The sequence below is a fragment of the Novosphingobium sp. EMRT-2 genome (assembly GCF_005145025.1).
Lineage (GTDB): Bacteria > Pseudomonadota > Alphaproteobacteria > Sphingomonadales > Sphingomonadaceae > Novosphingobium.
On record NZ_CP039695.1, the window covers coordinates 103286 to 121359 of the forward strand.

The following is an 18074-nucleotide window of genomic DNA, read 5'->3' on the forward strand; positions in this document are numbered from 1 at the left end:
CGGCTCCTTACAGGGTCGCCGCGCGCTTCCGCAGCGCGGCGTGTACCCGGTTTGCCTCGTCCATCAGGTCAGCGGGCAATTTCGCGTCCCGGTGCGGCAGCGCCGTCGGCGAGCGCAAGGTGGCGGGCGAGAGCGGGCGGGCCAGATCGAGCCGCCTGCCAAGCCGGTCCAGCAATTCGGGATCGCCGGTGGCCAGCAGGTCGTAGTCCACGAAAACCTGGGCTTCGCGCACGTCCTCGGGCTGGCCGAGCAGGTGGGTGTGGACGCCGATCCACGTCGCCAGCCAGTACGCCAGCGTATCCGGATCGCCCTGGGGGCCTGATCCGGCGGGGAGCAGGAACGGCCGCTGGTGCGCGCCGAATTCGTGGTGGCCCAGCCACCGCATGAAGGCGCCGCGAAACGGATCGCCCGCTGCCAGCATGCAGGCTTGCCGATGCTGGCGGTGGAGCGAACGGGCCTGCGCCAGCGGATCGCGGAAGGGATGCACGACGCGCGCGCCGGGAACGTTCCGCGCCAGGCTTCCCACCCGCAGCACGTTGGCGTTGTTCTTGGAGAGATAGCGCCGCGCGCCGTAGCGTAGGCACACGAGCCGGCGATAATCGGCGAAGGCGGTCAGCGTTTCGGCATCGGGCTGGTGGGCGACCAGCCCGTCCGCGCGGCAATAGTGCTTGCCCTCGTGCAGCTTCCAGAACACTTCCTCGATCGCCTCGGGGCTGTCGAGATCATGGTCCAGTCCATCGCCGTGGCCGCGTTCGCGCGTTTCGACATGGCGTTTCAGGCGGGCGGTTATCCGCGCCCAACTGTTCGTGGCCAGCGGAAAGGGCAGATCGCGATAGCGGAGCGCGGCGAAATCGTCGGCCGCGTGGATCAGCCGCATCAGGATGGTCGTGCCGGCACGGGCCAGGCCGGTGACGAAGACCGGCGGGCCAAGTTCCCGCGCCGCCGCCGCCTTGCCATGGCGGGCGCGTTCCAGATCGAAGCTCATCTCCAGCACCACATCGCTGCCCAGCGCGATGCGGTGGAGCAGGCGGTCAAGCGTGCCGTAAGCCAAGGCGGCGGACGCGGGAGCGGAGGAAGGCAAGAGCGATACCTGCGGCAAGAATGGACAGGCGGGCGGTGGGATCGAACAGCGCGTCCTGCGTCGGAATGCCCGCGACGGGGCCGATCGCCAGCACCGCCGCGATGGGCAGGGCGATCATCAGCAGGAGGCCGCCCGCCGCGAGCGATTTGCCCATCATCCGGATTGCGAGAATGCGCGTCGCGCGTTCCTTGCTCCAGTCGGAAACCCCGCTGCGGGCGAGCGTGCGGACCGAGCGTCGGCCGATTGCCGCAAGATCACCGAAATGGCGCAACAGCGTCCATCGGCGCGCCAGATGCACCGAGGCCAGCAGCGCGGCGAACAGGACCAGCGCGGCGGGAATCACAGTTCCGCTTCCGCTTGCGGATCGGCTTGCGCCGGCGCGGTCGGTTTGCGCCGGGCCGCGCGGACCAGACGCTTGACGGGATACCACACGAAGGACACGATTCCGAGGAGGATGGCCCCCACCACGCCCAGCGCGGTGGAAATCGCGCCAAGGCCCAGGCCCGGTCCGACATAGGCCTGCGCCGGAACGGTGGTGGCCATCAGGGCGATGGCGGCAAGGGAAACGATCGACAGGCCATGGGCCATGCTCGGAAGGTTCATTCGCATATGGCGTTCACCGCTGCTTGGATGCCGACCTTGTCGGCGATGGGATCGAGATACCGGCTCCAGCGCAGTTCATACCGGTGCTGGTCGGGATCGGCGGATACGTAGCGCCAGCGGACGGAGCCATCGGGCGCGATGCGGAACAGGCGACCGCGTTCGGTTTCCTCGATCAGGAAATCCCCGCCGGGCAGAGGCATGGCCCGGCCCTGCGCATGGGTGCGGATGTCCAGCTTGCGGAAGGCATCGCCCAGCGGATCGCGCACGGTATCGGTCGCGAAGTCATAGACGAGAACGCGGTTATGCCCGTCGGTTTCGACCTTTTCCGGTGCCTGCCAGTTCCAGCGCCAGTTGTTGTCGAACACCGAGATGCGGTGATCGTCGATCACGGCGACATCGTGCTGGAACCGCCACGGCACTTCGCGATGCCATACGATGCGCCCTTCCGCCGGCCGGTAGAGCGCCACCATCGACAGATTGCGCAGGCTGAGCAGGAGATCGCCCGCGTGCCAGTAGGGGCCATCGCCCGGTACGGGTTGCACGTCGTTCAGGTGGATCGGGTCGTCCTGGTAGGGCCGGCTGCGCCAGAGATGGCCAAGGCCGTTGCGATCGAGAATGTCGATGATCGCTTCGCGCCGCAGGACGGTTCCGTCCGCCCGGAGATGCACGATATTCTCGTCTCCGAACAGCGGACCAAGCCCGGGGCGGCGCGATCGGGGTTGCCGGTCGGCCGCCCACAGCGTGCCATCAGGCGCGCGTTCGACCGCGTGGTGGAAGATGCCGTCGATCATCCACTGCCGCTTCCCGCAGGCATCGATCCGCGTGAGCGGCGAGGTATCGTGCAGGATCAGCCCGCCATCATTGGTGAGCATGGGATGCATCGGAAAGTAGAGCCGCTGGGTCTTGTCGCGTTGCAGGTCGACGATGGCCGATCGGAACGTGGACCCTTGCAGCATGGCGCGCACGTCAGGCGCGTATTCGCGCAGCACCTTGCCATCGCTCAGCCGCATCAGGCGGATGACCCGCTGCTGGCGGGCATTGCTGAATTCCGTAAGCAGGACATAGCCCGGATCGACAAAGCTCTGGCCGGCCGGATAGTGCAGGCCGCCCGGTTCGGGCACGTAATCGAGCACGAGCTTCGGCCGGTTGGGGAACATCCCGTGATAAACGCCGGCCAGCGTGTTGGGGATGCCGGCGATCTGGACCGCCGCCTTGCCAAGCCCGCCGTGGCGATCGGCCTGCGCCACGATCGCGCCGAACGCGATGGTCACGATCACCCCGCAAAGGCCCAGAAGGCCGACGGTCCACAACGGTATCCGGGCGTTGCAGACGCGTTCCCACAGACGTGCGAACGGGCGCGCCGTTTCTGCCGTCGCGGGCTCCCTCATCCCTGGCTCGAACCTGATCGGCCATGATTTTCCCCTGCCACAGGACGGGCTGCCCAGACGGAGAAGATATAGAGATTCATGATCTAAAGTTATAGGAAAGTTGTAACCGGAGTATGTCAGGCTCGGGGCACTTTGTCGCAAAATGTATTGGGCGTTACACGCCGTGTCGGGCTGTTTGCGCACCGGGCACCCTTTTTGCCGGAGCGATTGCCGACAGGAGGCCGCCCGGTTACGCTCCGCGTCACGGGTTTGTTGGGGGAAGATATGGGTATCGCGAAATGGCGCCAGGCTTCACGTGTGCTGCGGTGTGGCACGATCTTGGCGCTGGCCGCACCGCCGGCTTTGGCGGTGGCCGCGGATGCCACGCCGGCGCGCCACGCGGTGACGATTGACGATATTCTCGCGATGCGCTCGCTCTCGGAAATGGCCTGCGCGCCCGACGGCCGGCAGGCCGCCTACGTGGTGAGCAATGCGGACGTGAAGGCGGACAAGCACCGTTCGGCGATCTGGCTTGCCGATCTGGCGGGCGCGCCCGCGCTGCAGTTGACGGACGGCGAAGAGAGCGCCAGCGCCCCCGCGTTCAGTCCGGATGGCAAGACCATCGCGTTCCTTTCGAAGCGTGGCAAGGACAAGCAGGCGCAGATCTGGCTGCTCGACCGGCGAGGGGGCGAGGCGCAGAAGCTGACCGATGTGAAAGGCGATATTGCCGCCTTCCGCTGGTCGCCCGATTCGCGCCGCGTCTTGCTGACGCTGAGCGATCCGGCGCCCGAGCCGCCCAAGGACGATGCCGAGCGGCCGCTGCCGGTCGTGGTCGACGACGTGAAGTTCAAGGAAGACGGCCAGGGCTTCATCACGGCCGAAAGCCATACGCACCTGGCGCTGTTCGACGTGGCCTCGCGCACCGAGACGCGGCTGACGGCCTCGGATTCGTTCGATGTCATCGCGGCGGAATGGGCACCCGATGGCAAGAGCGTGGCCTATCTTGCCAACCACGGGATCGATCCCGCTGCGCCGGCAACCCAGTGGCTCGGCGTGGTGGAGGCCAAGGTGGGCGCGGCTCCGCGCGTGGTGGCGAAGCTTCCCGGGGCGCTGGGCCAGTCGCTGATCTGGTCCGCTGACGGCACGAAGATCGCGCATCTGGTGGGCGATGTGCCCAAGGTCAATCAGTATAGCCAGCCGCGCCTTGCCGAAACGGTGCTGGCGACGGGGCAAACACGCATCGTGGCGTCATCGGTGGGCACCTATGTGCAACGGCCCGTCGATCTTGGTGGCGGGCGCGTGGGCGCCATCCTGGCCGAGGACCGGCATGAGGTTCCCGCCGTGTTCGATCTGGCGACGGGTGGCGTGCAGCGCCTGGGCGATCCCCGGCTGGCGGTATTCGACCAGTGCGGCGGCCGCGATGCCAGGGCACCGCGCGCGGTGATTGCCAGCGGCGATGACGCGATGCCCGAAGTCTATGCGCTGGAAGGCAAGACGATGCGCGCGCTGACCGCGCACAACCGCACGCTGAACGCGGGCATTGCCTGGTCGCCGGTACGCGATTTTGCCGCCACGACGAGCGACGGCAGCGAAGTGCATGGGATTCTGACGTTCCCGGCCGGCTATGTGCAAGGGCGCCGCTATCCCACCGTGCTGTGGATTCATGGCGGGCCGACGGCGCAGGACGCGCACGAGATCGATACGATGCGGCAATGGATCGCCGCGCAGGGCTATGCCGTGCTCGCGGTCAACTATCGCGGCAGTTCGGGCCGGGGCGATGCCTATGGCGCCGCAATCGCCGCCGACTGGGGCAACAAGGAAGTGCTCGACCTGCATGCCGCGAGCGACTGGGCGGTGGCGCAGGGCATTGCCGATCCCGCCCGGCTTGGCGTCGGTGGGTGGAGCTATGGCGGCATTCTCACCGATTATCTGATCGTGCGCGACAGCCGCTTCAAGGCCGGTGTCAGCGGCGCGGGGGTGGGCAACATCTTCGCCTTCTTCGGCGTGGACCAGTATATCGAGCAATATGTGCAGGAGCTTGGCCCACCGTGGCAGGACACGGCGCTGTGGACGCGCCTTTCCGAGCCGCTGCTCCATGCGGACCGGATCAAGACGCCAACGCTGTTCCTGGGCGGCACGGCGGATGACAACGTGCCGTTGATCGGTGGGCAGCAGCTCTATCAGGCGCTCAAGCTGACGGGGGTTCCGACGCGGCTGGTGGCGTATCCCGGCGAACACCACGGACTTGTGCGGCCAAGCTTCCTGCGCGACCGGTTCGAGCGGATTGCCGACTGGTACAAGCGCTATCTGAAGTGAGCGATATCGCCGCCATCGTTGCCGAGATCGCCGCCGAAATGCGCGAGGCCACCGACCGAGGGCAGGTGGCGGACTACATCCCGCCGCTCGCCTGCGTTTCGCCCGACCGTTTCGGCATGGCGGTGGTGACGGCCGCCGGGGACGTGTTTACGGCCGGGGACGCGGAAGAGCCGTTTTCGATCCAGTCGATCTCGAAGGTGTTTTCGCTCACGCTGGCGCTGGGCGCGGTGGGCGATGCCCTGTGGCGGCGTGTGGGCCGTGAACCATCGGGCAGCGCCTTCAACTCGATCGTCCAGCTCGAAAGCGAGCACGGCATTCCCCGCAACCCGTTCATCAACGCGGGCGCGATCGTGGTGGCCGACGTGCTGCTGTCCGGGCACGAACCGCGCGAGGCGATTGGCAGCATCCTGCACTTCGTGCGCTCGCTGGCGAGTGACGAGAGCGTGACTATCGACGAGCACGTCGCCAATGCGGAGCGGGAAACCGGCTTCCGCAATTTCGCGCTGGCCAATTACATGCGGGCGTTCGGCAATATCCGGCATCCGGTGGAGCGAACGCTGGGCGTCTATTTCCACCAGTGCGCGCTGGCGATGAGCTGTCGCCAGCTGGCCATGGCGGGGCGGTTCCTGATGCACGACGGGCGCAACCCCGCCACGGGCCTCAGCGTCGTTTCGCCACGCCGCGCGCGCCGCATCAACGCGTTGATGATGCTGTGCGGGCACTACGACAATTCGGGCGAGTTCGCGTTCCGCACCGGGCTTGCCGGAAAATCGGGCGTGGGCGGGGGCATATTGGCGGTGGCGCCGGGCATCGCGTCGATCGCAGTATGGTCGCCGGGGTTGAACGAGAAGGGCAATTCGCAACTGGGCGCGTTGGCGTTGGAACGGCTGACCCAGCGGACGGGCTGGTCGGTGTTCCAGCCGCGCCCGGTTGCCTGATCCGATTCAGGCCGTCCTTTCGCGCAGGCTGGCGGACTTCAGCTTGGGCGCGATGGTCAGATCACCATCCGCCATGATCTGCTGGCGTAGTTCATCGCGCTTTTCGTGGATCGAGGCGATCACCGGCCCCATCGGCACGCCCAGATCGACAAGGACGGCTTCGGACAGTTGCAGCGAGCTTTCGAGCGTTTCCGGCACGGCATGGGTCGCGCCGGCGCGGTAGAGTTCGCCGGCATGGGCGGCGTCGCGCGCGCGCACGATGATCGGCAGGTCGGGCCGCAGCTTGTGCAGCTTCTTGACGATGCGCGAGACCAGCACCGGTTCGTCCATGGTGACGATCAGCGCACGGGCATGGTCGAGGTCAAGCCGGTCGATCACCGTTTCGCTGGCGACGTTGCCGAACAGCACGGGCAGCCCCGCAAGGCGCGCTTCACGCACCAGCCGGGGATCGGAATCGATCGCGATATAGGGCGCATCGTGGGCCGCCAGCATTTCGCCCACCAACCTCCCGACGCGGCCGAAGCCGAGGATCACGGCACGGTCGCCGGCCGGCTCCTCGCGCGGGAGGTCGGCCGAGGCCGGCTCGCGCGCTTCCAGCCGCTTGGCGAAGCCTTCGCCCACCTTGGCCAGCGCTGGCGTGATGGTGAGGCCGATGGCGGTGACGATCTGCCAGAACTGCGCGGTCTGCGGCAGAATCAGTTGCGCCTGGGTGGCCGTGGCCAGCACGATCAGGGTCGTTTCCGAAGGGCTGGCCATGAGAATGCCGGTTTCGAGCGCGGTGCCCCGGCCCTTGCCCATCACGCGCAGCAGCAGGCCGGTGACGAGCGCCTTGATTACGACCACGCCCGCCACGCCGGCCGCCAGCGGGCCGAGGTTCTCCCACACCACGCGCAGGTCTATGCCCATGCCGATGGTGATGAGGAATACGCCCAGCGCCAGGCCCTTGAACGGCTTGGTGATCGCCTCGACCTCGTTGTGGTACTCGGTCTCGGCGATCAGCAGGCCGGCGAGCAGCGCGCCCATGATCGGGGAAAGGCCCACCGCTCCGGTGGCGAGCGCGGCGACGATGACGACGAGCAGGCTAGCGGCGAGGAACAGTTCCGGGCTTTTCGTCTGCGCCGCCTGCGCGAACAGGCTGGGCAACAGAAAGCGTCCGGCCAGCAACAGCGCGACGATGACGATGCCGCCACGCCACAGCGTATCGAGCAGCACCGCGCCGCCATCGGCCGACGCCGTGGGGGCGATCGCGCCGAGCAGGAAGATGATCGGGACGAGCGCGATGTCCTCGAACAGCAGCATCGACAACGCCGCGCGGCCGACCGGACCCTGCGTGCCCGAGATGGGCAGGACCAGCGCGGTGGAGGACAGCGCCAGCGCGAGGCCCAGCCCGAGCGCGGCGTAAAGGCTTTCTCCCATGATCCCCATCAGGGCGAGGCCGATCAGCAGGGCTCCGCCGACCAGCTCCATCGCGCCGAGCCCGAACACCAGCCGCCGCATGGCCCACAGGCGGTTGAACGACAGTTCCAGCCCGATCTCGAAGAGCAGCAGGATGATGCCGAACTCCGCGAAGGGCGCGATCGCCTCGGGATCGGAAATGGTGATGTGGTATAGCCACGGCACCTGCGCGACCAGCGAGCCGAGACCATAGGGGCCGACCGCGAGGCCGACCAGAATGAACCCGATGATCGGGGTGATCCGGAAGCGGGCGAAGGCCGGGATGACGATTCCGGCGGCACCGAGAATGACCAGGGCATCGGAAAGGGCAGTCGAAGGAGCAAGGGAACCGGCCATGCGGCACCGTAACCTTCGTTAACCTGCCTTGCCAACCCCGGCGGTAGAGAAAAGTACCCCCAGCAACAAAATGAAAGAGGCCCCGGCAGTGCCGGAGCCTCTTTTGCTTTTCCTTCAGGAACGCGGCTGGATCAGTTCCAGGCCGTCATTTCCTTTTCGAGGTTGGCAACGATCGCTTCGAAGAACTTCTCGGTGGTCATCCACGGCTGGTCCGGACCGATCAGGATGGCGAGGTCCTTGGTCATCTTGCCGCTTTCGACGGTTTCGATGCAGACGCGCTCCAGCGTTTCGGCGAACTTCACCACATCGGGCGTATCGTCGAACTTGCCGCGATAGATCAGGCCGCGCGTCCAGGCGAAGATCGACGCGATCGGGTTGGTCGAGGTCTGCTTGCCCTGCTGGTGCTGGCGGTAGTGGCGGGTGACGGTGCCGTGGGCGGCTTCCGCTTCCACGGTCTTGCCGTCCGGCGTCATCAGCACCGAGGTCATCAGGCCCAGCGAGCCGAAGCCCTGCGCCACGGTATCGGACTGGACGTCGCCGTCGTAGTTCTTGCAGGCCCAGACGAACTTGCCGCTCCACTTGAGCGCGGAGGCGACCATGTCGTCGATCAGGCGGTGCTGGTACTCGATGCCGGCAGCAGCGAACTTTTCCTTGAAGCCTTCGCTGTCGAACACTTCCTGGAACAGATCCTTGAAGCGGCCGTCATAGGCCTTGAGGATGGTGTTCTTGGTCGAAAGATACACCGGCCAGCCGAGACCGAGGCCATAGTTGAAGCTGGCGCGGGCGAAGTCGCGGATCGAATCGTCCAGATTGTACATCGCCATGGCGACGCCGGGCGAGGGGAAGTCGAACACGTCGAGGTCGATCTTCTCGCCGTCCACGCCGTCCCACACCAGGCGCAGTTTGCCGGGGCCGGGGATCAGGGTGTCGGTGGCCTTGTACTGGTCGCCGAAGGCGTGACGGCCGACCACGATCGGGTCGGTCCAGCCCGGAACAAGCCGGGGCACGTTCTGGATCACGATGGGTTCGCGGAACACCACGCCGCCCAGGATGTTGCGGATCGTGCCGTTGGGCGACTTCCACATCTTCTTGAGCTTGAATTCCTCGACGCGGGCTTCGTCGGGCGTGATCGTGGCGCACTTCACGCCCACGCCATACTGCTTGATCGCGTTGGCGGAATCGATGGTGATCTGGTCGTTGGTCTCGTCGCGCTTTTCGACCGAGAGGTCATAGTACTTGAGATCGACGTCGAGGTAGGGGAGGATCAGGCGTTCGCGAATCCATTCCCAGATGATCCGCGTCATTTCATCGCCGTCGATTTCGACGATCGGGTTCTTCACCTTGATCTTCGCCATAGCCGTTCCGTGCCTCGTCTGGGGGAGAAAAGTTAGGCTCCCCTTAGCAGAGGCGCGCCGTGGTGCAAGGCAAGGACGCCCCGGACTTCCGTCTTAGAGCGCAATTTTCTGCATCCCCGCCGGCCGCTCCCTCTGGACACGGGAAGCGGTCCGGTCCAAGAATTTTAAGTGACCGGTTAAAGGTCCGGGCAATTTGCAGGAGAGATGGGGATGAGCGAACCTGAAGTGCTGACCGAAGTGGACGGCAACGTCCTGGTGGTCACGATCAACCGGCCCGACGCGAAGAACGCCATGAACAAGGCGGCGGCCGAAGGCATCAGCGCGGCGATGGACCGGCTTGACGCGGAACCGGGCCTTCAGGTCGCGATCCTGACCGGCGCGGGCGGAACCTTCTGTTCCGGCATGGATCTCAAGGGCTTCCTGCGTGGGGAATCGCCGTCGCTTCCGGGGCGCGGGTTCGGCGGCCTGTCGCAATGGACGCCGAAGAAGCCGATCATCGCGGCGGTCGATGGCTATGCTCTGGCAGGCGGCATGGAACTGGCGCTGTCGTGCGACCTTATCGTGGCCAGCTCCGCCTCCAAGTTCGGCATTCCCGAAGCGAAGCGCGGCCTGGCCGCGGCCGCCGGCGGACTCATCAAGCTGCCGCGCCAGATCCCGCCGCGCATCGCCATGGAACTGGCGCTGACCGGTGACTTCATCGATGCCGCGCGCGCCTACGAACTGGGCTTCATCAACCGCGTGGTCGAAGGCCCGTCGCTGCCGGCGGCCAAGGAACTGGCGGCGCGCATCGCCGAAAACGGCCCGCTGGCGCTGGCCGCGTCGAAGGCCATCGTGCGCGATTCGCACGAATGGACCGAGGCCGACATGTGGGACAAGCAGCAGGCCTACATCACCCCGGTGTTCACCTCGCAGGACGCGCGCGAAGGCGCCGCGGCCTTTGCCGAGAAGCGCAAGCCGAACTGGCAGGGCAAGTAACGCGCGGCTGCTTTGCGCGCCGCGAATGCCAGAAAGGCCGGGCCATCCTGCGATGGTCCGGCCTTTTGCATTGGGGGAATGCCCTCAGGCGACGCTGAGCTTCACTTCGATGTTGCCGCGCGTGGCGTGGCTGTAGGGACAGATCGTGTCGGCTTCGGCCACCAGCTCCTCGGCGGCGGCGCGGTCCACGCCCGGCAGGCTCACTTCCAGCGAAACCGCGAGGCCAAAGCCCTTGTCGGCGCGCGGACCGATGCCGACCGTGGCCGTCACCGTGGCATCCGCCGGTACGCGGGGCAGGCTCTTGTCCTGCGTCGCCGCGAACTTCATCGCGCCCAGGAAGCAGGCGGCGTATCCGGCGGCGAACAGCTGTTCGGGATTGTTGCCCTGGCCGTTGCCGCCCAGTTCCTTGGGGCTTGCGAGCACAACGTCCAGCGAACCGTCGGCGATGCGCGAGCGGCCATCACGGCCTCCGGTGGCGGTGGCGCTGGTGGAATAGAGGATCTTGGTGCTCATGGGATGCTTCCTTTCGCTTGGGGGATATTGAAATCGTAAACGATTAAATCGTGTACGATGTATATGGACTCGCTGCATCGAGTCGTCAATCCCTTGCGATTAAATCGTGTGCGATTTATATAGGGCGCATGACAGACACTCCCCAGACCGCCGCTGGCCCGTTCGAAGGCTACCTGTGCTTTTCCGTCTATGCGGCGGGGCTGGCGTTCAACCGCCTGTACAAGCAGGTGCTCGATCGTTTCGGGCTGACCTATCCGCAATACCTGGTGCTGGTCGCGCTGCGGCAGCGCGACGGGCGGACGGTCAGCGAATTGGGCGAGGCGCTGTTTCTGGAATCGAACACGCTGACCCCGCTGATCAAGCGGCTGGAAGCGGCGGGGCTGGTCGAGCGCCGGCGCGATACGCGCGACGAACGCGTGGTGCGCGTCAGCCTCAGCGAGGCGGGCAAGGCGCTGGCGGTCGATATCGCCTGCGTGCCGCCGCAGATCGGCGAGGCGATCGGCATCGACCATGCGCGACTGGGACAAATGGCGCAGACGCTCGACGAACTTGCCGCCGGGCTGCGCCGCGCGGTCAGGGACTGACCGTCTTGGTCAGCCGTGTCACCGCGCTTTCGATCACCGCGCGCGCCTGCGCCGGCGGCAGGTGCTGGTCCAGCCGCAGGCGTTGCCAGGTTTCGAAGCTGAGCAGCAGGTCCATCGTTTCCAGCAGGATCGGATCGCCAGCGATCGCGGGGGGCATGATCGCGACCAGCCGTTCGCGCATCATCGCCAGCCGCTGCCCGTAATTGCGCTGAATCGTGGGCAGCGAATGGCGGTGGCCATCGGCCGCGCGCTTGTAGGGCATCAGCTTTTCATAGGTGCTGAGCCGGCGTTCGATCATTTCCGCCAGCTTGGCGCGCCAGTCCGGCCCCTCGAACGGATCGAGCCAGTCTTCGTATTCGCGCTCCAGCCGCAGGGCCATCGAGGCGTAGAGGCTGTCCATGTCGGCAAAGTGACGGAACACCGTGCGCAGGCCCACGCCGGCCCGCGTCGCCACCTGTTCCGCGCCGGGGCTCATATGCCCTTCGCCCACCAGCGCGATCATCGCTTCGACAATGCGCTGACGGCTGGTTTCCGAACGCTTGCGGCGCCCGTCCGTCGCGGCAGTGTCCATGGTGGCCTGTTCCTGTGGCAATCCCGTATGTCCAATGCGCCTGAATGTCCGTTTCGCGCCCTACCAAGCCCGCGATCGATTGCAACGGTCAAGCGTGAAGGGGGGGGCGAGGAGTGGCTCAGCCCCGCTTTTCGTCGAAACTGCGCGCCGCCAGCACCAGAATCGCGATCATCGCGGCTTCCACGATCATCGGCGGAACGGCCGTTGCCGGCGCGCCATCGGCGATCAGGCTGACGCCGCGCCCGATCAGCGCCAGCGGCAGCAGCACGACCGGCACCAGCAACAGCGCGCGGCTGGCCTTCCAGGCGCCGGCCAGCGCGAACAGGCCCATGCCCAAGAACAGCGCGGTGAAATCGGCGCGCAGCGTAGCCATTCCCTGCGTGCCGAGCGAGGCCAGGAAGAAGCGCTGGCCCGCGATCGCGGGATCGAGCAGGAAACCGAGGCCGATCGCCACATTGAACAGGCCGAGCAGGCCGGCGATCACGCGCATGGCATTTTTCATGACATTCTCCCCACTGTTTGCGCCAGACTACCACGTTCCGGGCGCGTGGCAATATATCGGCATTGTAAATGCCATAATATCGCGTATCCTTTCGCAAAACAGGAAGGGAGAACGCGGATGCACGGGGCGGTGAAGTGGGGCCTTGGTGGAGCGATGCTGGCCGGCGTGCTGGCGCTGGCGGCATTTCCGGCGCCGATCGGACTGGCAATGGCACGGCTGGCGATCGATGCGCGCGCCGGCGTGGATGCGACACGGGAACTGCCCGAGGGGCTGCATGTGGCGCTGTGCGGCTCCGGCTCCCCGTTGCCCGATCCCACCCGCGCCGAGCCGTGCAGCGTGGTGATCGCCGGCAAGCATGTCTTCGTGGTCGATGCGGGTGAGGGCGGCGCGCGCAACATGACCTTGATGCGCATTCCCAATGGGCATGTCGAAGCGGTGTTCCTCACGCATCTCCATTCCGATCATATCGACGGGCTGGGGCCGATGATGCTGCTGCGCTGGACCGGGGCGAACGCCACCGTGCCGCTGCCGATCTACGGGCCGGCGGGAACCGAGCGCGTCGTGGCCGGGATGAACGAGGCCTATGCGATCGACGGGGGCTATCGCACCGCGCACCACGGCCCCGCTGTCGCGCCGCCGTCGGGCCGGGGCGGCACCGCCTATCCTTTCGCGCTGCCGCCCAGGGGGGATGGCACGCCCGTCACCGTGTTGCAGCGGGATGGACTCACCGTGACCGCGTTCCGCGTGGATCACGGCCCGGTCGACCCGGCGGTGGGCTATCGCTTCGACTACAAGGGGCGCTCGATCGTGTTCAGCGGCGATACCGCCCCCACGCCGCTGCTGGTGCGCAACGCGCGCGGCGCGGACCTGCTGGTGCATGAAGGGTTGCAGCCCAGGCTGGTCGGCCTGATGGAGCAGACGCTGCGCAAGCGCGGACAGCCGGGCCTCGCAAAGATCATGAGCGACATCCCCGGTTATCATACCTCGCCAGAGGCCGCTGCGGCCGAGGCGCAGGAGGCCGGCGTGAAGAATCTGGTGTTCAGCCACAACGTGCCGCAATTGCCCACGCGCGCGATGTATCCCGCCTATCTCGGCAACGCGCGCCAGAAATTCGACGGCACGATCACGGTGGGCGAGGACGGCATGGTGTTCAGCCTGCCGGCCGGCGGCAAGGGCATGGAACTGCGTACATGGTCGGTCAGATGATTCGACGTAGCCGGGTTTCCGTTGCTTCGGGCCGCCGCGCGCGATAGCCGTTGCGGATATGGACAAGGCGCCATCCGCACCGGCCCGCGTGGTCTCGCTCGCGCTATCTGGCGACCATGCCTTCTCGAAACAGGCAATCGAGCGCGTGAAGGTGATCCAGGGGATCGGCGTCGAGGGTGACGCTCATGCCGGCGAGAAGGTCCAGCACCTCTCCCGCGTGAAGGCGAACCCCGACCAGCCGAACCTGCGGCAGGTCCACCTGATCCATGCGGAATTGTTCGAGGAACTGCGCGAAAAGGGCTTCACCGTTGGGCCTGCCGACCTTGGCGAGAACATTGTGACGGCCGGGATCGCGCTGCTTGAACTGCCCCGGGGCGCTGTGCTGCACATCGGGCCGGATGTCGCGCTGGAAGTGACCGGTCTGCGCATTCCCTGCGCACAGATCGAGGCCTTCCAGAAGGGACTGCTGGCCGCGGTGCTCGATCGCGGGCCGGACGGGGAACTCATTCGCAAGGCCGGCGTCATGAGCGTGGTCCTGTCCGGCGGCGACATCGCCGTAGGGGACGGCATCGAGGTCCGCTTGCCGCCGGAACCGCACTTGCCGCTCGTCCCGGTTTGAATACGGCGGGGAGGCGCGTCTGCCTCCCCCTTGCGCTATTTGCCCAATTGCTTTGTGCGGATATTGAGCTGGCCCGCCAGCCCCGCATGGCGGTGCTTCTCGATGGCCTGATATTCCGGCGACTGGATCATCTGCATCATCGCGGCGAGCGAGGGGTATTCGACCAGCGCCGCCATGTCCCACAATTCGCCGACCTCGCCGATCATCAGGCCGGTGACCGCGCCGGCATAGACCTGCCGACCGCCGACGGCGGCGACACAGGCCTGCACCGCCGCGCCATAGCGGGCATAGGCCTCGCGTCCGGTCAGTTCGGGTTCGCTGCCATCGGCATAGGTTGCGTGCGGCTTGAACTTGAGCAGGTTGATCATCACGAATGGCCCGTCCTCGCCACTGCCGAAGAAGGCGGCGATCTGTTCGGGGCCGGGGGTGACGGCGTTGACGACTTCCATGGTGGCCTCCCTTAGCCGCGGATGAGCGTGTCGATGATCGTGCAAAGCTCGGCGGGAACATCTTCCTGCAGGAAGTGGCCCGCGCTCTGCAGCACGGTATGCGCCTGCCCCTTCGCGCCCGGAACGCGATCGATGAACGGCCGTTCGCCGCCGCGCGTGATGGCATCCTCGGCGCCGAAGGCGGTCAGCAGCGGCTTGTCGAAACGCGCCAGCACGTCCCAGGCCGCCTTGTTCTCCGCCACCGAGCCATGTTCGGGCGTGATCGGTACCAGCGTGGGGAACTGGCGGGCGCCTTCCTTGTAGGTTTCGTCGGGGAATGGGGCGTCGTAGGCGGCGATTTCTGCCGGCGAAAGATCGCGATGGCATCCGCCGTTGACGATCATGCCGACTGGGAAGACCGGCACGTTCTGGCTGAAATCGAGCCATGCGCGGAAGCCGTCGGTTGCGCCCGCGCCCACCGGCAGACCGGTATTGGAGACGACCACGCGGGCGAAGCGGTCGGGGAAGGCTGCGACCAGTCGCAGGCCGATCAGGCCGCCCCAGTCCTGGCAGAACAGGGTGATGCCGGTGAGATCAAGCTGCGTCAGCCAGTCGCTCATCCACTGGACATGGCGTTCGTAGGTATAGTCGTCGCGCCGCGCGGGCTTGTCGGAGCGGCCGAAGCCGACGAGGTCGGGGGCGACGACACGATGACCGCGCGCGACGAGATCGGGGATGAAACGGCGATAGAGGTAACACCAGCTCGGCTCGCCGTGCATGAGCAGCACCGGCGCGGCATCGCGCGGGCCTTCGTCGAGATGGTGGATTCGCAGGCGCGTACCGTCCTGTCCGTCGATCACCTCGCTGTAATGCGGCGAAAAATCAAAGCCATCCAGGCCGGCAAAGCGTTCGTCCGGCGTGCGCAGGATCTCCATGGCATCCCCCAGTTGATTATTGTGGCACGCATAATGCCATAATAAACGCGGAGGTCAAATGCCGGTTGGGGCATTCCCCCCCCAACCCCGCCCGCGGGCGGGAGGGGAGCGAGACGTGCGCCGCCGCAGGTGGTGCTAGTCGCAGCGGGGTGGGCGTTTCGCGCCTTGTGTCGGCGAATGCCATGATCGCCATGAAAAAAGCCCGCTCAAGCCAGGGGCTTAGCGGGCTTTTTCGATGGTGGGCGTAGCAAGGATTGAACTTGCGACCCCTACGATGTCAACATAGTGCTCTACCACTGAGCTATACGCCCGAACCATCGTGCGCCCGGCCGTTTCCGGCGCGGGAGGCAGCCCATTAGCGGCGCTTGGGAATGCTGGCAAGAGACTTTTGCAGGCTCTTTTCCCCATCCCGTGCGCGCGCCTGACGGGCTGTCAGGCGTAAGGCCCGGCCCCCGTCAGCGCGCCATCGGCGAAGACCCGTTCGACTTCGAGCACCAGGTCGCGCAGGTGGAACGGTTTGGACAGGACACGGGCCTGCGGTGCCTCGCGATCGGACTTGAGCGTGACGGCGGCAAAACCCGTGATGAACATAACCCGCGTTTCGGGGCTGATCTCGGCGCAATGCTTGGCAAGCTCGATGCCGTCCATCTCGGGCATGACGATGTCGGACAGCAGCAGATCGAAGTGTTCTGACCGCAGCAGGGGCAGGGCCTCCGTTCCGCGATCGACCGCAACCACGCTGTACCCGGCGTTTTCCAGGGCGCGCGCAAGATAGGTGCGCATCGCTTCTTCGTCTTCGGCCAGTAGAATCCGGATCATGATTACCTTCGCGATTCGAGTGGTCGCCTCATCGGGCCATGTCGTAACGTTTTGGTTTAAGGCATGGCAGGAAACGAATATATACCGGGATGGGTTAAGTTTCTGCGCCCTTGTTCGCGGTGGCCGACTTTGACACAGCCGCGAATCAGTTGCAGCTTTATTCCATGCGTGACGAAGGCGATCCAGGGGGCGATTCGCGCCTGCTGCAGGGCGGGGCAGTGCCCGGCTGCCCGGATGTGCCCGCCTATGCGCTGAGGCTGGTGGAGCCGTCCGCGATTCCCGTCATCATCGCTGTGCCGCACGCCGGGCGCAGCTATGCCCGGACCTTGCTGGACCGGATGCGCCACCCGGCGTTCGCCGCGCTGCGCCTGGAAGACCGCTATGTCGACCTCGTGGCCGATGCGGTGGCGCGGCAGACCGGCGCCTCGCTGTTGGTCGCCCATGCGCCGCGCGCGATGATCGACCTCAACCGCGCGGCCGACGACATCGACTGGGATATGGTTGGCGGCCCGCCGCCCGATGCTTCTTCCGCCCTGCAGGGCCTTGCCCATCGGGCGCGCACCGGGCTGGGCCTGATCCCGCGCCGGCTGCCGGGGCTGGGGGAACTGTGGAAGCGGCGGTTGGACCGGGCCGAACTCGACGATCGCATCGCTCTGGTCCACGAACCCTATCACAGCGCCCTGGGCGATGCGCTGCAAGACACGCGCGACCGCTGGGGAGCGGCTCTGCTGATCGATCTGCATTCGATGCCGCCGCTGACGGCCTATTGCGGCGCGGAGCCCGCGCCGGAATTCGTGCTGGGCGACCGCTTCGGGGCGAGCTGTGCCGGCGCGCTGGTCGCTTCGGCCTTCGCGCACTTCGCGGCGGCGCGGCGGCTCGCGGCGCACAACCGGCCCTATGCCGGTGGCTACGTGCTGGAGCGGCATGCGCAGCGCAAGGAAGGCATTCACTGCATCCAGATCGAGATAGACCGGCGCTGCTACCTCGATGCCCGCTTCAGCGAACCGGGGCCGGGCATGGATGAAACGATCGCGCTGCTGGTGGGGCTGGTCCAGCGCCTCGCCGGCGACGTGGCCGAACTGGGCCGCGATCGGCAACGCGAACGGTGGCGGGCGGCGGCGGAGTAGATTGGCAGGCGAGCAAACTGGCAGGAAAGCCGGGGTGGACGATCGCCTTTGGGCTTCGGTGCCGCCCAAATGAAAACCCGATAAAAAAACCACCTGGAGACATGCTCCAGGTGGCCAAGGTTCAGGGAGGAGGTGCACAAAGTGCACCAGTCACATCGGGCCATGAGGGGAGCACCGATGCGACGTACTAAAGATAGGTGAGGCGCCATGGGCGCGCAAGTGGTTTCGTTTGGAATTTTTGCTGCGTTTTGGCGACTGCGCGCAAAAAAATGCGGCGGCCGGACGCTAATCCGACCACCGCATTCACACTCTTGAAATAAAGCTGGTTTCCAGCGTGCGGCTGG

The 18074-nt window shown here is 66.2% G+C and carries 19 protein-coding genes and 1 tRNA gene; 7 read left to right on the top strand and 13 right to left on the bottom strand.

The genetic code is table 11. The annotated features are described in order from the left end of the window. Window positions 1-7: 7 nt before the first annotated feature. The 4 genes from FA702_RS00570 to FA702_RS00585 are packed head-to-tail and all read right to left on the bottom strand — an operon-like array spanning window position 8 to window position 3072. Window positions 8-1081, bottom strand: coding sequence for a sulfotransferase (locus FA702_RS00570; RefSeq protein WP_136954575.1), 1074 nt, complete (start codon window positions 1079-1081; stop codon window positions 8-10). Beyond that, window positions 1032-1424 (bottom strand): hypothetical protein, encoded by a 393-nt coding sequence (locus FA702_RS00575; RefSeq protein WP_136954576.1) that lies wholly within the window; start codon window positions 1422-1424, stop codon window positions 1032-1034. Before FA702_RS00575 ends, FA702_RS00570 begins: the two co-directional genes overlap by 50 nt. Continuing rightward, a complete protein-coding gene (locus FA702_RS00580; protein ID WP_210417570.1) occupies window positions 1421-1684 on the bottom strand; it encodes a hypothetical protein in 264 nt (87 codons plus the stop codon). Before FA702_RS00580 ends, FA702_RS00575 begins: the two co-directional genes overlap by 4 nt. Further along, window positions 1681-3072: an arylsulfotransferase family protein gene (locus tag FA702_RS00585; RefSeq protein WP_136954577.1), complete on the bottom strand. Its 1392-nt coding sequence runs from the start codon at window positions 3070-3072 to the stop codon at window positions 1681-1683. The genes FA702_RS00580 and FA702_RS00585 overlap by 4 nt, the downstream gene beginning before the upstream one ends. Window positions 3073-3336: 264 nt before the next feature. Between FA702_RS00585 and FA702_RS00590 the strand changes: the two genes are divergently transcribed. Both FA702_RS00590 and FA702_RS00595 read left to right on the top strand, forming a co-directional pair. Then, window positions 3337-5367: a S9 family peptidase gene (locus FA702_RS00590; RefSeq protein ID WP_136954578.1), complete on the top strand. Its 2031-nt coding sequence runs from the start codon at window positions 3337-3339 to the stop codon at window positions 5365-5367. 38 nt (window positions 5368-5405) lie between these two features. Continuing rightward, the gene (locus FA702_RS00595; RefSeq protein ID WP_255504830.1) at window positions 5406-6305 is read left to right on the top strand and encodes a glutaminase; all 900 of its coding nucleotides are present in this window, start codon (window positions 5406-5408) and stop codon (window positions 6303-6305) included. Between the two features lie 6 nt (window positions 6306-6311). Here FA702_RS00595 and FA702_RS00600 read toward each other — a convergent pair whose 3' ends face one another. Both FA702_RS00600 and FA702_RS00605 read right to left on the bottom strand, forming a co-directional pair. Continuing rightward, window positions 6312-8096 (bottom strand): cation:proton antiporter, encoded by a 1785-nt coding sequence (locus FA702_RS00600; RefSeq protein ID WP_136954580.1) that lies wholly within the window; start codon window positions 8094-8096, stop codon window positions 6312-6314. Between the two features lie 131 nt (window positions 8097-8227). Beyond that, complete coding sequence (locus FA702_RS00605; RefSeq protein ID WP_136954581.1) at window positions 8228-9451, bottom strand: NADP-dependent isocitrate dehydrogenase; 1224 nt, start codon at window positions 9449-9451, stop codon at window positions 8228-8230. Window positions 9452-9661: 210 nt separating this feature from the next. Here FA702_RS00605 and FA702_RS00610 point away from each other — a divergent pair, with 210 nt between their 5' ends. Beyond that, window positions 9662-10426, top strand: a complete 765-nt coding sequence (locus FA702_RS00610) for a crotonase/enoyl-CoA hydratase family protein (RefSeq protein ID WP_136954582.1) — start codon at window positions 9662-9664, stop codon at window positions 10424-10426. Between the two features lie 84 nt (window positions 10427-10510). Here FA702_RS00610 and FA702_RS00615 read toward each other — a convergent pair whose 3' ends face one another. Beyond that, the gene (locus FA702_RS00615; protein WP_136954583.1) at window positions 10511-10939 is read right to left on the bottom strand and encodes an organic hydroperoxide resistance protein; all 429 of its coding nucleotides are present in this window, start codon (window positions 10937-10939) and stop codon (window positions 10511-10513) included. Between the two features lie 128 nt (window positions 10940-11067). Here FA702_RS00615 and FA702_RS00620 point away from each other — a divergent pair, with 128 nt between their 5' ends. Continuing rightward, complete coding sequence (locus tag FA702_RS00620) at window positions 11068-11523, top strand: MarR family winged helix-turn-helix transcriptional regulator (RefSeq protein ID WP_136954584.1); 456 nt, start codon at window positions 11068-11070, stop codon at window positions 11521-11523. Here the strand turns inward: FA702_RS00620 and FA702_RS00625 are convergent. Both FA702_RS00625 and FA702_RS00630 read right to left on the bottom strand, forming a co-directional pair. Further along, window positions 11513-12094: a TetR/AcrR family transcriptional regulator gene (locus FA702_RS00625; protein ID WP_136954585.1), complete on the bottom strand. Its 582-nt coding sequence runs from the start codon at window positions 12092-12094 to the stop codon at window positions 11513-11515. The genes FA702_RS00620 and FA702_RS00625 overlap by 11 nt on opposite strands. Before the next feature lie 118 nt (window positions 12095-12212). Then, window positions 12213-12596 (bottom strand): hypothetical protein, encoded by a 384-nt coding sequence (locus tag FA702_RS00630; RefSeq protein WP_136954586.1) that lies wholly within the window; start codon window positions 12594-12596, stop codon window positions 12213-12215. Between the two features lie 117 nt (window positions 12597-12713). On the opposite strand from FA702_RS00630, the gene FA702_RS00635 reads away from it, so the two are divergent. Together FA702_RS00635 and FA702_RS00640 are read left to right on the top strand one after the other, a co-directional pair. Continuing rightward, complete coding sequence (locus FA702_RS00635) at window positions 12714-13802, top strand: MBL fold metallo-hydrolase (RefSeq protein ID WP_136954587.1); 1089 nt, start codon at window positions 12714-12716, stop codon at window positions 13800-13802. Between the two features lie 58 nt (window positions 13803-13860). Then, on the top strand, window positions 13861-14421 hold the full coding sequence (locus FA702_RS00640) for an MOSC domain-containing protein (RefSeq protein WP_136954588.1): 561 nt from the start codon (window positions 13861-13863) through the stop codon (window positions 14419-14421). Between the two features lie 35 nt (window positions 14422-14456). On the opposite strand, the gene FA702_RS00645 is transcribed toward FA702_RS00640, so the two are convergent. The 4 genes from FA702_RS00645 to cpdR form a co-directional block, all read right to left on the bottom strand. Next, window positions 14457-14870: a DUF1330 domain-containing protein gene (locus FA702_RS00645; protein WP_136954589.1), complete on the bottom strand. Its 414-nt coding sequence runs from the start codon at window positions 14868-14870 to the stop codon at window positions 14457-14459. A gap of 11 nt (window positions 14871-14881) precedes the next feature. Next, complete coding sequence (locus tag FA702_RS00650; protein ID WP_136954590.1) at window positions 14882-15784, bottom strand: haloalkane dehalogenase; 903 nt, start codon at window positions 15782-15784, stop codon at window positions 14882-14884. Between the two features lie 236 nt (window positions 15785-16020). Beyond that, window positions 16021-16095 (bottom strand) — tRNA-Val (locus tag FA702_RS00655). A 121-nt stretch (window positions 16096-16216) separates the two neighbouring features. Beyond that, entirely contained in the window at window positions 16217-16603 is a 387-nt protein-coding gene (gene cpdR, locus FA702_RS00660) for a cell cycle two-component system response regulator CpdR (RefSeq protein ID WP_124808660.1), read from the bottom strand. A 164-nt stretch (window positions 16604-16767) separates the two neighbouring features. Between cpdR and FA702_RS00665 the strand changes: the two genes are divergently transcribed. Further along, entirely contained in the window at window positions 16768-17730 is a 963-nt protein-coding gene (locus FA702_RS00665) for an N-formylglutamate amidohydrolase (protein ID WP_136954591.1), read from the top strand. The last annotated feature ends 344 nt before the right edge of the window (window positions 17731-18074 follow it).